The sequence below is a fragment of the Pseudomonas sp. FSO-7 genome (assembly GCF_059579345.1).
Genome location: NZ_CM184193.1, coordinates 966677 through 981336, shown reverse-complemented (window position 1 = coordinate 981336; position 14660 = coordinate 966677). Strand labels below are relative to the sequence as shown.

Here is a 14660-nt window from a genome sequence, read left to right as displayed (position 1 = left end):
CAGGCAACCTGCCTGTCAGGGATTTTCGTCACATAGCAAAACGCCCCGAACCAGTCGGGGCGTTTGCTTGTTCAGCGGTCAGGCGACGGGGTGATTAAACGCCCGATGCCTTGGCTGCTGCGACGTCCTTGATGGACAGCTTGATACGGCCGCGGTTGTCCACGTCCAGTACCAGCACTTCCACTTCCTGGCCTTCTTTGAGGATGTCGGTCACTTTCTCGACGCGAGCATCGCTCAGCATGGAGATGTGAACCAGACCGTCCTTGCCCGGCAGGATGTTGACGAACGCGCCGAAGTCGACGATGCGTTCAACCTTGCCGACGTAGATCTTGCCGATCTCGGCTTCTGCGGTGATACCCAGGACGCGCTGGCGTGCTGCTTCTGCCGCTTCCTTGGTTTCGCCGAAGATCTTGATCGAACCGTCGTCTTCGATGTCGATCGAAGCCTTGGTTTCTTCGCAGATCGCACGGATGGTCGCGCCGCCTTTACCGATGACATCACGGATCTTGTCGGTGTCGATCTTCATCGCGATCATGGTCGGAGCATTTTCCGACAGCTCGGTACGGGACTGACCGATGATCTGGTTCATCTGGCCGAGGATGTTCAGGCGCGCTTCCAGGGCCTGGCCCAGGGCGATTTCCATGATCTCTTCGGTGATGCCCTTGATCTTGATGTCCATCTGCAGTGCGGTGACGCCCTTGGCGGTACCGGCCACTTTGAAGTCCATGTCGCCCAGGTGGTCTTCGTCACCCAGGATGTCGGTCAGGACGGCGAATTTCTCGCCTTCTTTAACCAGACCCATGGCGATACCGGCCACCGGTGCCTTCATCGGCACACCCGCGTCCATCAGGGCCAGGGAAGCGCCGCAGACCGAAGCCATCGAGCTCGAACCGTTGGACTCGGTGATTTCCGATACCACACGAATGGTGTACGGGAACACGTCAGCGGCTGGCAGCATGGCCTGGACCGAACGACGGGCCAGACGGCCGTGACCGATTTCGCGACGACCGGCGCCACCCATGCGACCACACTCACCTACCGAGAACGGAGGGAAGTTGTAGTGCAGCATGAACGGGTCTTTCTTTTCGCCTTCCAGGGTGTCCAGCAGTTGCGCGTCACGGGCGGTACCCAATGTTGCAACGACCAGCGCCTGGGTTTCGCCACGGGTGAACAGTGCCGAACCGTGGGTCTTCGGCAGGACGCCGACTTCGATGTTCAGCGGACGCACGGTGCGAGTGTCGCGACCGTCGATACGCGGCTTGCCGTTGACGATGTTTTCGCGAACGGTGCGGTATTCGATTTCACCGAAAGCGGCTTTGACGTCGCTGGCCGATGGCTGGCCTTCTTCGCCGGACAGCTTGGCAACGACCTGGTCTTTCAGCTCGCCCAGGCGCGCATAACGGTCAGCCTTGACGGTGATGGTGTAGGCCTGGGAGATCGCTTCGCCGAATTCGGCACGGATCGCGCCCAGCAGTTCGGTGGCTTCGGCTTGTGGAGCCCAGGTCCAGGTTGGCTTGGCGGCTTCGGCGGCCAGTTCCTTGACGGCGTTGATCACCACCTGGAACTCGTCGTGGGCGAACAGCACGGCGCCCAGCATCTGGTCTTCAGTCAGCTCTTTGGCTTCGGATTCAACCATCAGCACGGCTTCGGAAGTACCGGCCACGACCATGTCCAGGCTTGAAGCCTTCAACTGCTCGTAGGTCGGGTTCAGCAGGTAGCCGGTGCTTTCGTGGAACGCGACACGGGCAGCGCCGATCGGGCCATCGAAAGGAATACCGGAGATGGCCAGGGCCGCCGAGGTACCGATCATCGCAGCGATGTCCGGATCGGTTTTCTTGCTGGTGGAGACGACGGTGCAGACAACCTGCACTTCGTTCATGAAGCCTTCTGGGAACAGCGGACGGATCGGACGGTCGATCAGTCGGGAAGTCAGGGTTTCTTTCTCGGAAGGACGGCCTTCGCGCTTGAAGAAACCGCCAGGGATCTTACCGGCAGCGTAAGTCTTTTCCTGGTAGTGGACAGACAGAGGGAAGAAGCCCTTGCCTGGATCGGCTTGCTTGGCACCGACAACGGTCACCAATACGCTGACGTCGTCGTCAACGGTGACCAGCACTGCGCCGGAGGCCTGACGGGCGATACGGCCAGTCTCGAGGGTAACGGTCGACTGACCGAACTGGAATTTTTTGATTACCGGGTTCACGGTGTCCTACCTTCTTTGTGGCTCTTGGGGAACTTGTCTTCTTGCGAAATTCTTGGGCAATGACGGGAATCGGCCCGACGCCTGTCCAGGGTAAAACGTGTATCCAGATAAAACTTGAGGCTGGGAGCCTGCCATCCGCCAGCGGGAAACCCACTGACGCACGACAGACCACCAACCTCTAGCGCAATCGCTGATTAGCGACGCAGACCCAGGCGAGCGATCAGAGCGCTGTAACGGCTCACGTCCTTGCCTTTCAGGTAGTCCAGCAGCTTACGACGCTGGTTTACCATGCGGATCAGACCACGACGGGAGTGGTGATCCTTACCGTTGGCCTTGAAGTGACCTTGCAGTTTGTTGATGTTGGCGGTCAGCAGTGCAACTTGCACTTCTGGCGAACCCGTGTCACCAACAGCTTGCTGGTAGTCAGCTACGATTTGAGCTTTTTCTTGAACGTCGAGAGCCATGAGGCAATCCTTTTAGTCAGGAAACTGTTCCGAGGAAACAGCTTCAACAGGCCAGGGACAAATCCCTGTATCTATAAATGAGTAGTGACCGTGCCTGTTAACAGCCACACTCGCCAACCTGCTGTTACGCAGGCTGGTTCCGGTCATTCCGACCGAATCAGTCGACGCGGCGCAATGCGCCCGTCTTCGCTCACTTCACCGATACCGATGAAGCGGCCGTTGTGATCCTGTACCCGGACCATGCCGAACTTCGGCGCATCCGGGGCGCGTACCGGCTGGCCGTTGAGCCAGTAGAACGCACTGTGTTCCGAGAACTGCAAGAGCGGCCAATCCAGCAACCCGCTGTCCGATGGCATCAGGAAACGGTCGACCGCTTCGTTGCCGCCTTCGGCATGCACCGCTTCAAGCTCTTCCAGCGTGACCGTCTGGGCCAACGTGAAAGGCCCGGCCTGGGTCCGTCGCAATTCTGCCACGTACGCGCCACAGCCGAGCTGCTCACCGATATCCTCCACCAGGGTCCGGATATAGGTGCCCTTGCTGCAATCCACGGCCAGCCGCGCAGTATTACCGTCAAAGGCCAGCAATTCCAAGCGCGCAATAGTAACAGAACGCGGTTCGCGCTCCACTACTTCGCCTGCACGGGCCAGTTTATACAACGGCTGTCCATCACGCTTCAAAGCGGAGTACATCGGCGGTATCTGGCTGATTTGCCCGCGAAATTTCGGCAAAACCGCTTCGATATCCGCCTGACCAACGGTCACCGGGCGTTCCAGCAAAACCTCACCTTCGGCATCCGCCGTGGTGGTGGTCTTGCCCAGTTGCGCCAGGGTTTCATAACCCTTGTCGGAATCGAGCAGGTACTGGGAGAACTTGGTCGCCTCGCCAAAACACAGTGGCAGCACGCCGGTGGCCAGCGGATCGAGGCTACCGGTGTGCCCGGCCTTTTCGGCGTTGAGCAGCCAGCGAACCTTCTGCAGCGCCGCGTTGGAGGTGAACCCCAGCGGCTTGTCGAGCAGGATGATACCGCTGACGTTACGACGGATACGTTTGACCTGAGCCACCGATTACTCCTTGGTGTCTTCTGGGTCAGCCGCAACCGGGTGCTGGCTGTCTTCAGCCACGGCGCGTTCGATCAACGCCGACAGGTGAGCACCCCGCACGACGCTTTCGTCGTAATGGAAGTGCAGCTGTGGGACGCTGCGCAGCTTCATCTCCCGGGCCAGCTGCATACGCAGGAAGCCGGCGGCCGAGTTGAGCACCTTGATGCTCTGGGCGATTTCTTCGGCGCTGTCCTGGCCCATCACGGTGATGAAAATCTTGGCGTGACCGACGTCACGGCTGACTTCCACTGCGGTAATGGTGACCAGGCCGACGCGCGGGTCTTTGACTTCGCGACGGATCAGTTGGGCCAGCTCGCGCTGCATCTGATCGCCGATTCGTTGGGTACGGCTGTATTCTTTTGCCATGTCTTGTTACCTGTTACTGCCCCACGGTGAAACCCGCGAGGTCTGAAAGCGGCAAACGCCCGGCCTGGCAAAAGCCAGACCGGGCGTTGCGTTTAGAGTCCGCCAGCCAGGCAGCGCATGTTCATGCGGCTGCCCGGTGCGGCTCTTGAAGTGCGCGAGTTAGAGGCTGCGAGCAACCTGGACCTTCTCGAAGACTTCGATCTTGTCGCCGACCTTGACGTCGTTGTAGCTCTTGACGCCAATACCGCACTCCATGCCGGCACGTACTTCGGAAGCGTCATCCTTGAAGCGACGCAGGGATTCCAGCTCGCCTTCGAAGATCACGATGTCTTCACGCAGTACACGGATCGGACGGTTACGGTGTACGACACCCTCGATCACCATGCAACCGGCGATGGCACCGAACTTCGGCGAACGGAACACGTCGCGAACTTCGGCCACGCCCAGGATGTTCTCCCGCACGTCGCTGCCCAGCATACCGGTCAACGCTTTCTTGACGTCTTCGATGATGTCGTAGATCACGTTGTAGTAACGCATATCCAGGCCTTCCTGCTCGACGATCTTGCGAGCGCCGGCATCGGCACGCACGTTGAAGCCGAACAGTACAGCGTTGGAAGCCAGTGCCAGGTTGGCATCGGACTCGGTGATACCACCGACACCGCCACCGACCACACGCACTTGCACTTCGTCGTTACCCAGGCCATTCAAGGCGCCGTTCAACGCTTCGAGCGAACCACGGACGTCGGATTTGAGGACGATGTTGAGCGTCTTTTTCTCTTCCTGGCCCATGTTCTCGAAGATGTTTTCCAGCTTGCCGGCGTGAGCACGAGCCAGTTTGACTTCGCGGAACTTGCCTTGACGGAACAGAGCCACTTCACGGGCTTTCTTCTCGTCAGCCACAACGCTCATCTCGTCGCCGGCATCAGGGGTGCCGTCCAGGCCGAGGATCTCGACCGGGATAGCCGGACCGGCTTCCTTGATGGGCTTGCCGTTCTCGTCGAGCATGGCGCGCACGCGGCCATAGTTCGAGCCGACCAGCACCATGTCGCCTTGACGCAGCGTACCGTCCTGGACCAGGACAGTCGCCACCGGGCCACGGCCCTTGTCGAGGCGAGATTCAACGACCACACCACGGCCAGGTGCCGAAGGCGTAGCGGTCAGTTCGAGAACCTCGGCTTGCAACAGAACGGCTTCGAGCAGTTCGTCAACGCCGGTACCCATCTTCGCCGAGACCGGAACGAATGGAGTGTCGCCACCCCACTCTTCGGAGGTCACGCCATGGACCGACAATTCGCTGCGGATGCGATCGAGATCGGCGCCCGGCTTGTCGATCTTGTTCACCGCCACCACCAACGGCACGCCAGCTGCCTTGGCATGCTGAACGGCTTCGATGGTTTGAGGCATCACGCCGTCGTCCGCCGCAACCACCAGGATCACGATGTCGGTCGCCTTGGCACCACGGGCACGCATCGCGGTAAACGCGGCGTGACCTGGGGTGTCGAGGAACGTCACCATGCCGCGGTCGGTTTCAACGTGGTAGGCGCCGATGTGCTGGGTAATACCGCCAGCCTCACCTGCCGCAACCTTCGCACGACGAATGTAGTCGAGCAGGGAAGTCTTACCGTGGTCGACGTGGCCCATGACGGTCACGACCGGTGCACGGGAAACCGCCTCACCTTCAAACTTCAGGGACTCGGCCAGGGAATCTTCCAGGGCGGTGTCGCTGACCAGGGTCACTTTGTGGCCCAGCTCTTCAGCAACCAGTTGGGCAGTTTCCTGGTCCAGTACCTGGTTGATGGTGGCTGGCGTACCCAGCTTGAACATGAACTTGATGATTTCAGCAGCCTTGACCGACATCTGCTGGGCCAGATCGCCCACAGTGATGGTCTCGCCGATCTTCACTTCACGCACGACAGGGCCGGTAGGGCTCTGGAAACCGTGGGCGTTGCGTTTCTTCAGCTTGGCCTTGCCGCGACCGCCGCGACGGAAGCCATCGCTTTCTTCGTCGGTGGTACGTGGCGCAACACGAGGTGCCGGCGCTTTTTCCTTGACCGAAGCACGATGAGGCGCGTTCTTGCGCTCGCCATCGCCACTGCCACGACGGTTGTCGTCGGCACGTGGTTTGTCCGGACGACGCTGTTCGTCGCGCTTGCGAGTGTCGGCTGGAGCCGGCGCTGGTGCCACGACTGGCGCCGCTTCACGCACCGGTTCGGCGACCGGGGCAACAGCCTCGACGGCGTCTACCGGTGCTGTTTGCGCAGCAGCAGGCTGGCGGCGCGCTTCTTCTTCGGCGCGACGCTTGGCTTCTTCTTCAGCCTTCTGACGAGCAGCATTTTCTACTGCGCGACGTTCTTCCTGTTCGCGTTTGCGCTCGGCTTCGATTTCTTCCGGGCTGCGCTGTACGAAGACTTTCTTCTTGCGTACTTCAACGCTGATGCTTTTGCTACCGGCAACACGCAGGGTGCTGGTGGTTTTACGCTGCAGAGTGATCTTGCGCGGTTCTTCCACTTTCGCCTTGTGACTGCTCTTCAAGTGAGTCAGCAGGGACTGCTTCTCACTGTCGGTCACATGTTCCTCGGCGGCGGTGTGCGGCAGACCTGCCTCACGCATCTGCTGCAACAGGCGCTCTACCGGTGTTTTGACCTCATCGGCCAGTTGTTTCACCGTGACTTGCGTCATGCACTTCTCTCCTCAGGCCGCGCCTAATTACTCGAACCAGTGGGCTCGGGCGGCCATGATCAACTTGCCGGCACGATCATCGTCAATGCCGTCGATGTCGAGCAGATCGTCAATAGACTGCTCGGCCAGGTCTTCGCGGGTAATTACGCCGCGCACCGCCAGTTCCATCGCCAAATCCTTGTCCATGCCCTCAAGCGAGAGCAGGTCTTCGGCCGGATGGGCGTCTGCCAGCTTTTCCTCAGTAGCGATGGCTTTGGTCAACAAACGATCCTTGGCCCGAGCGCGAAGCTCGTTGACGATTTCCTCGTCAAAGCCGTCGATGTTGAGCATTTCCTCCACCGGTACGTAGGCAATCTCTTCCAGGCTGGTAAAGCCTTCATCCACCAGCACCTGCGCCAGCTCTTCATCGACTTCAAGCTCTTCGATGAAGTTGCGCAGGATGTCGCCGGTTTCAGCTTGCTGTTTAGCCTGGATGTCCGATTCGGTCATCACGTTCAGGGTCCAGCCAGTCAATTGGCTGGCCAGACGCACGTTCTGACCACCGCGACCGATGGCCTGAGCCAGATTGTCTGCGCCAACGGCGATGTCCATGGCATGGGCATCTTCGTCGACGATAATTGCCGCCACTTCAGCAGGCGACATGGCATTGATCACGAACTGCGCCGGGTTGTCGTCCCACAGGACGATGTCCACGCGCTCGCCGCCCAACTCGCCGGATACGGCCTGGACACGCGAACCACGCATGCCGATGCAGGCACCTTGCGGGTCGATGCGCTTGTCCTTGGAGCGGACCGCGATCTTGGCACGCGAACCCGGATCACGGGAGGCGGCCATGACTTCGATCAGGCCTTCAGCAATTTCCGGCACTTCGATGCGGAACAACTCGATCAGCATTTCCGGCGCTGTACGCGACAGGATCAACTGCGGGCCGCGGTTCTCGGTGCGGATTTCCTTGAGCAGCGCACGCAAACGCACGCCAACCCGGAAAGTTTCGCGAGAAATGATGTCTTCGCGAGCCAGCAACGCTTCGGCGTTGTTGCCCAGGTCGACGATCACGTTGTCGCGGGTCACTTTTTTCACGGTGCCGGAGATGATTTCCCCCAGGCGCTCGCGATAAGCGTCGACGACTTGCGCGCGCTCGGCTTCGCGAACTTTCTGCACAATGACCTGCTTGGCAGTCTGTGCAGCGATGCGACCAAATTCAATGGACTCGATCTTTTCTTCGACAACATCACCGACCTTGGCGCCCGGGTGCGTTTCTGCAACCTTGCTCGGCCAGGTTTCGATAGCTGGATCGTCCAGGTCGGCTTCCTCGACGACCGTCCAGCGACGGAAAGTCTCGTAGGCACCGGTGTGGCGATTGATCTCCACACGCAAATCAACTTCGTCTTCGAACCGCTTCTTGGTAGCAGTGGCCAGAGCCAGCTCCAGCGCTTCAAAAATAACGTTAGCCGGTACGCCCTTTTCATTGGATACCGACTCAACAACCAGCAGTACTTCTTTGCTCATCGTACGCCTCGCCTTTCGCAAGCCATTGGATCCGCGGGATCCGCAGTATCTGGCACGTATCAGTCAAAACTGGGAATAATGTTGGCCTTGTCGATCATATCGATCGGCAACAGGAACTCATGGTCATCTACCTGCACCACGACGTCCTGCTCTTCTACACCGCGCAGAAGGCCTTGAAAGTTGCGTCGCCCCTCGAAAGGCGAGCGCAGCTTGATCTTCACTTGTTCACCGGCAAACAAAGCGAACTGTTCAAGTGTGAACAGGGGGCGCTCCATGCCAGGCGAGGAAACTTCAAGGGTGTATTCGGAGGTGATTGGATCTTCAACATCCAGCACACCGCTGATCTGACGGCTGACGATGGCGCAATCATCCACCAACACGCCGCCTTCCTTATCGATATAAACGCGCAACAGTGAGTGGCGCCCTTGAGCCGAAAACTCAATACCCCAGCATTCATAGCCAAGGGCCACGACCACCGGGGCCAACAAGGCCTGCAACTGTTCTAGCTTGCTCGACACCTGAACCCCCTCGTGCATGTTTGTGCATGCTGTGCAAATAAAAAAAAATGGGCGAATCGCCCATCCCTGAAACGCCGTCGAACAGCGGCGTTATAAAGTGTCCAGCTAACAAAAAGCCCCTTGGAAGGGGCCCCTGAAACTGGTTGCGGGAGCCGGATTTGAACCGACGACCTTCGGGTTATGAGCCCGACGAGCTACCAGACTGCTCCATCCCGCGACAAAGCTGGGGCGGAAGTATACGACCGATCCCTTACAGGGTCAATGTAACCCTTCCACCTACAAGAAAGCCCGCAATCGCGGGCTCTCCTGATAATTGGTACCGAGAAGGGGACTCGAACCCCTACACCCTATGGGCACAACCACCTCAAGGTTGCGTGTCTACCAATTCCACCACCTCGGCAATACAGCGTTTGAAACCTTCTTACTTCTGCTCTTGAGCTGGAGGCACGTCAGTCGCCGGGTTGGCCGACTTTTGCTCTTGAAGCACCGGGACATCATCAGAAGCCGGTTGTTGCTTTGGCGCTTCCAGTACCGCTGGGTTTGGCAAACCTACTTGAGTCAGCTCGTGAGCTTTCTCTTTAGCAAAGTAACCTAACCCTAAGCTGGTTATGAAGAAACCGGCGGCAAGTATAGCAGTAAACTTACTAAGAAAGGTAGAGGAACCTTGGCTTCCGAACACAGTATTTGAAGCACCTGCACCGAAAGACGCACCAGCATCCGCACCTTTACCCTGCTGCAGCAATACGAGAGCAACTACGCCCAGTGCACCCAGCAGATGAAAAACGACTACGACTGTTTCCAGCATTTTTTCAGTTTCCCGCGGCGCGACAGATCGCACCGAACTCATCTGCATTCAGGGACGCTCCACCAATGAGCCCCCCATCGATATCCGGCATGCCGAACAGTTCGGCCGCATTGGCCGCCTTCACGCTGCCGCCGTATAGAAGCCGCACACCTCGTGCCACTTCAGAATTCTCTTCCGCCAACTGCGCGCGGATGGCGGCGTGCACATCCTGCGCCTGTTGCGGCGAAGCCGTCAGCCCGGTGCCAATGGCCCAGACCGGCTCGTAAGCAATGACGGCCTTTGCAAAAGCACCGACACCCAGGTCTTCGATGATGCTGCCCAGCTGACGCCCGACAACTTCAAGGGTCTTGCCGGCTTCACGCTGCTCGAGGGTTTCCCCTATGCACAACACCGGAATCAGACCACAGGCCTGGGCCGCAGCAAACTTGCGGATCAAGGTCTTGTCCTGCTCGCCCATGATCTGGCGACGCTCGGAATGTCCGACCAGGACCAGGGAGCAACCCGCATCCACCAACTGACTCGGCGCAATCTCACCGGTCATCGCACCTTGCATGGATTCCACCGCAGAGTTCTGCGCGCCGACCGAAATCGACTTGCCTTTCAAGCCATCAATCACTTGATTGATATACAAGCAAGGCGGGAATACCGCGACATCAACACCGCTTGGCAAGGCCAGATGACGAAGGCCATTGATCAGCTCAGCGACGCTGGCGCGGGTACCGTGCATCTTCCAGTTACCAGCTACCATAGGGCGACGCATGCTGTACCTCGTCGGTCAAAGTGGGCGCAGATGTTACCCAACCGATTCATGACTGGCAAGCCGAATTCAGGCAGAAACTTCAGTAACCAGTTTTGCCAGCTCTTCGGCATAACCGCGAACTTGCGCTTCATCCTCGCCTTCGACCATGACCCGCACCAACGGCTCTGTGCCGGACTTGCGCAACAACACGCGCCCACGCCCCGCCATCGCCTCTGTCACTCGCTCACTGGCCTGTTTGACCTGTGCATGCTCGAGAGGGTTTACACCGCCACCGAAACGCACGTTGATCAACACTTGCGGGCATTTACGCAATGCCTGGCGCGACTGTGCGAGCCCTTCGTTGCGCGCCTTGAGGGCCATCAGCACCTGCAGGGCCGCAATGATCGCGTCACCGGTGGTGGTATGGTCGAAGCACACGATGTGGCCGGAGTTCTCGCCCCCGATCACCCAGTTGCGCTCCAGCAACTCCGAGATCACGTAGCGGTCGCCCACATTGGCCCGTACGAACGGGATATCCAGGTCCGCCAGGGCCAGTTCAAGCCCGAGGTTGCTCATCAAGGTGCCGACCACGCCGCCCTTCAATTTGCCACGTCCATGCAGGTCGCGAGCGATGATGAACAACAGTTCGTCACCATCGACGACCGTACCGGTGTGATCGACCATCAAGACCCGATCACCGTCGCCATCGAAGGCGATGCCCAGATCGGCCTGCTCGGCCAGCACCGCAGCCTGCAACGCCTCGGTATGGGTGGAGCCACAGTTGTGGTTGATGTTCAGGCCATTAGGCTGGGCGGAAAGCACCACCACATCGGCACCCAACTCGCGAAAGACGCTCGGCGCGACTTTATAGGTGGCGCCGTGAGCACAATCGACGACAATTTTCAGGCCGGAGAAGCTGGTGCCGGTCGGCACGCTGCCCTTGCAGAACTCGATGTAGCGACCCGACGCATCGTTGATCCGCGACACCTTGCCGATCTTGCTCGACTCGACCACCGTCATCGGCGTGTCCAGCAGCTCTTCGATCATCAGCTCGATATCATCCGGCAGCTTGGTACCCTGGCCGGAGAAGAACTTGATGCCGTTGTCATCATGAGGGTTGTGCGAGGCACTGATCACGATGCCTGCCTGGCCCTGGAACGTACGGGTCAGGTAGGCAATGGCCGGCGTCGGCATCGGACCCAGCAGCATCACATCGGCACCCGCCGACGTCAGGCCGGCTTCGAGCGCCGATTCGAACATGTAGCCGGAAATTCGCGTGTCCTTGCCGACCAGCACCTTGCAGGCACCCATCTTGCGGAACGCCATGCCGGCCGCCCAGCCGAGCTTGAGCATGAAATCAGGGGTAATAGGGTATTCGCCGACCCGACCACGTATACCGTCGGTGCCAAAGTATTTCTTGCTCATAAGTGCTCCGTCATTCTTATTCGGCTGAATCCACAGCTGCGATCATCCGCACGACATCCATCGTTTCGGCTACATCGTGCACGCGCAATATGCGTGCACCTTTGGTAAGTGCCAAGGCCGCAAGGGCGAGACCGCCATACAGGCGCTCTCCCACCGGGCGACCCAGGGCATTGCCTATCATGCTCTTTCGCGAGACCCCAACCAACAGGGGCCGCCCCAGGGCATGCAAGGCTTCCATATGTTTGAACAGGCTCAGGTTGTGAGCCAATGTCTTGGCAAAGCCGAACCCGGGATCAAGGATGATCCGCTCGGCGGGAATGCCCACGGCAGCACACTGGTCCAGACGCGCCACCAGGAACTCACCCACCTCCCGGGTCACATCATCATAGTGCGGGTCGTTCTGCATGGTCCCCGGCTCGCCGAGCATATGCATCAGGCACACCGGCAACCCGGTGGCCGCCGCGGCATCCAGGGCACCGTCGCGCCGCAAGGCGCGAACATCATTGATCAGGCCCGCTCCCAGTCGCGCAGTCTCGCGCATGACCGCAGGCGTGGACGTATCAACCGAGATAATGACATCGAGTTCGCGATGAATGCGCTCGACAATCGGCGCCACCCGCTCCAGCTCTTCGGTGGGCGAGACCGCGCGCGCGCCCGGCCGGGTCGATTCACCGCCCACATCGATCAGTGTTGCGCCAGCGGCCACCATGGCCTCGGCATGCCGCAGCGCAGCATCGAGCTGGCTGAATCGACCACCATCGGAAAAGGAATCAGGCGTGACATTGAGAATGCCCATGACATGCGCATGGGCCAAATCAAGAACCCGGTTGCCGCAGGGCAACCGGGTCGAGGACTGAACAGAAGTCATTTCAAGCCTTAGACATCAGCGGCCGGACCGCCAATCGGTGTTTCCGGACGCTCACCCTGTACCGCCGGAGGTGTACCGGAGGTACCGGTACCGCCGCCCGACCAGTCACGGGGCTCGCGAGGCTCGCGACCCGCCATGATGTCGTCGATCTGCTCGGCATCGATGGTTTCGTACTTCATCAGGGCATCGGCCATGGCATCGAGCTTGTCACGGTTGTCCGTAAGGATCTGTCGGGCAGTGCCATAACACTGGTCGATGATGCTGCGCACTTCGGAATCGATCAGCTTGGCCGTCTCGCCGGAGAAGCTTGCATGCTGGCCACCGCCACCACGACCGAGGAACACTTCCCCTTCTTCTTCGGCATACATCAGCGGCCCCAGCTTCTCGGACAGGCCCCATTTGGTGACCATATTCCGGGCGATCTGACTGGCGCGCATGATGTCGTTGGATGCACCCGTGGTGACACCGTCGAAACCCAGCGTCATCTCTTCAGCGATACGGCCGCCGTACAACGAACAGATCTGGCTGATCAACGCACGCTTGGACAGGCTGTAGCGATCCTCTTCCGGCAGGAACATGGTCACGCCCAGGGCGCGACCGCGCGGGATGATCGAGACCTTGTAGACCGGATCATGCTCGGGCACGACACGACCGACGATCGCGTGACCCGCCTCGTGATACGCGGTGTTCTGCTTTTCCTTCTCCGACATGACCATGGATTTGCGCTCGGCGCCCATCATGATCTTGTCCTTGGCCAGCTCGAATTCCTTCATCTCCACGACGCGCTTGCCGGTACGTGCGGCGAACAGCGACGCTTCGTTGACCAGGTTCGCCAGGTCGGCACCGGAAAAGCCCGGCGTACCACGTGCGATGACGCCCGGAGCAACGTCGTCGCCCATGGGCACCTTGCGCATATGGACCTTGAGGATCTGCTCGCGACCCCGTATGTCCGGCAGCCCCACCACGACCTGGCGGTCGAAACGACCTGGACGCAACAGCGCAGGGTCGAGCACGTCAGGACGGTTGGTGGCGGCGATCACGATGATGCCGTCATTCATTTCGAAACCGTCCATCTCGACCAGCAACTGGTTGAGGGTCTGTTCGCGCTCGTCGTGACCGCCACCCATGCCGGCGCCACGATGGCGACCAACCGCGTCGATTTCGTCGATGAAGATGATGCACGGTGCGTGTTTCTTGGCCTGCTCGAACATGTCGCGGACACGACTGGCGCCCACGCCGACGAACATTTCGACGAAGTCGGAACCGGAAATCGTGAAGAACGGAACCTTGGCTTCACCGGCAATCGCCTTGGCCAGCAAGGTTTTACCAGTGCCTGGCGGGCCCACCATCAGCACGCCACGTGGAATACGACCGCCCAGGCGCTGGAACTTGCCCGGATCGCGCAGGAACTCGACCAGTTCGCCCACTTCTTCCTTGGCTTCGTCGCAGCCTGCGACGTCGGCCAGGGTGGTTTTCACCTGGTCTTCGGAAAGTAGTCGGGCCTTGCTCTTGCCAAAGCTCATCGGCCCGCCCTTGCCACCGCCACCGCCCTGCATCTGGCGCATGAAGAACATGAACACGGCGATGATCACCAGGATCGGGAAGCTGGCCACCAGAAGCTGGGTCCAGATGCTTTGCTGCTCAGGCTGCTTGCCTTCGACCACGACATGGTTGTCCACCAGGTCGCCGATCAGGCCATTGTCCTGGATTGCCGGACGAATGGTCTTGAAGCTGTCGCCATCGGTGCGCTTGCCGGTAATCACATAGCCATCAACGGCTACGCGCTCGACCTTGCCATCCTTGACCTGCTGGATGAAGTCGGAATAGTTGAGGGTCTGCGGCTCGTTAGGGCTGGAGAAGTTGTTCATCACGGTCACCAGGACAGCGGCGATGATCAACCACAGGATCAGATTCTTTGCCATATCGTTCAATTAACTACCCTCTGAAGCAAGCTCCGCTACTGGCGCGCGCTTCGCATGATATTCAC

General features: G+C 59.5%; 12 protein-coding genes and 2 tRNA genes. All 14 read right to left on the bottom strand.

The features are described 5' to 3' along the window. Positions 1-94: 94 nt before the first annotated feature. Positions 95-2200 (bottom strand): polyribonucleotide nucleotidyltransferase, encoded by a 2106-nt coding sequence (pnp, locus tag AC515T_RS04135; protein ID WP_003197725.1) that lies wholly within the window; start codon positions 2198-2200, stop codon positions 95-97. Between the two features lie 194 nt (positions 2201-2394). Further along, positions 2395-2664 (bottom strand): 30S ribosomal protein S15, encoded by a 270-nt coding sequence (gene rpsO, locus AC515T_RS04130; protein WP_011332409.1) that lies wholly within the window; start codon positions 2662-2664, stop codon positions 2395-2397. Between the two features lie 143 nt (positions 2665-2807). After that, entirely contained in the window at positions 2808-3725 is a 918-nt protein-coding gene (gene truB / locus AC515T_RS04125; RefSeq protein WP_014336577.1) for a tRNA pseudouridine(55) synthase TruB, read from the bottom strand. Between the two features lie 3 nt (positions 3726-3728). Then, positions 3729-4130 (bottom strand): 30S ribosome-binding factor RbfA, encoded by a 402-nt coding sequence (rbfA, locus tag AC515T_RS04120; protein WP_496531538.1) that lies wholly within the window; start codon positions 4128-4130, stop codon positions 3729-3731. Between the two features lie 159 nt (positions 4131-4289). Next, a complete protein-coding gene (infB, locus tag AC515T_RS04115; RefSeq protein ID WP_496531537.1) occupies positions 4290-6809 on the bottom strand; it encodes a translation initiation factor IF-2 in 2520 nt (839 codons plus the stop codon). Positions 6810-6836: 27 nt separating this feature from the next. Next, positions 6837-8318 (bottom strand): transcription termination factor NusA, encoded by a 1482-nt coding sequence (nusA, locus tag AC515T_RS04110; RefSeq protein WP_003177868.1) that lies wholly within the window; start codon positions 8316-8318, stop codon positions 6837-6839. Between the two features lie 59 nt (positions 8319-8377). Then, positions 8378-8836: a ribosome maturation factor RimP gene (gene rimP / locus AC515T_RS04105; RefSeq protein ID WP_053118762.1), complete on the bottom strand. Its 459-nt coding sequence runs from the start codon at positions 8834-8836 to the stop codon at positions 8378-8380. Between the two features lie 140 nt (positions 8837-8976). Continuing rightward, positions 8977-9053, bottom strand: a tRNA-Met gene (locus AC515T_RS04100). A 97-nt stretch (positions 9054-9150) separates the two neighbouring features. After that, a tRNA-Leu gene (locus AC515T_RS04095) sits at positions 9151-9236 on the bottom strand. Positions 9237-9257: 21 nt separating this feature from the next. Further along, entirely contained in the window at positions 9258-9641 is a 384-nt protein-coding gene (gene secG / locus AC515T_RS04090) for a preprotein translocase subunit SecG (RefSeq protein ID WP_025211789.1), read from the bottom strand. Positions 9642-9645: 4 nt separating this feature from the next. Further along, positions 9646-10401 (bottom strand): triose-phosphate isomerase, encoded by a 756-nt coding sequence (gene tpiA / locus AC515T_RS04085; protein ID WP_496531536.1) that lies wholly within the window; start codon positions 10399-10401, stop codon positions 9646-9648. A 66-nt stretch (positions 10402-10467) separates the two neighbouring features. Beyond that, positions 10468-11805: a phosphoglucosamine mutase gene (glmM, locus tag AC515T_RS04080; protein WP_496531535.1), complete on the bottom strand. Its 1338-nt coding sequence runs from the start codon at positions 11803-11805 to the stop codon at positions 10468-10470. Between the two features lie 16 nt (positions 11806-11821). Continuing rightward, positions 11822-12673 carry a dihydropteroate synthase gene (folP, locus tag AC515T_RS04075; RefSeq protein ID WP_496531534.1) on the bottom strand — a complete coding sequence of 284 codons (852 nt, stop codon included), beginning with the start codon at positions 12671-12673 and terminating at the stop codon, positions 11822-11824. Positions 12674-12681: 8 nt separating this feature from the next. Continuing rightward, on the bottom strand, positions 12682-14595 hold the full coding sequence (gene ftsH / locus AC515T_RS04070) for an ATP-dependent zinc metalloprotease FtsH (protein WP_496531533.1): 1914 nt from the start codon (positions 14593-14595) through the stop codon (positions 12682-12684). Positions 14596-14660 lie beyond the last annotated feature (65 nt).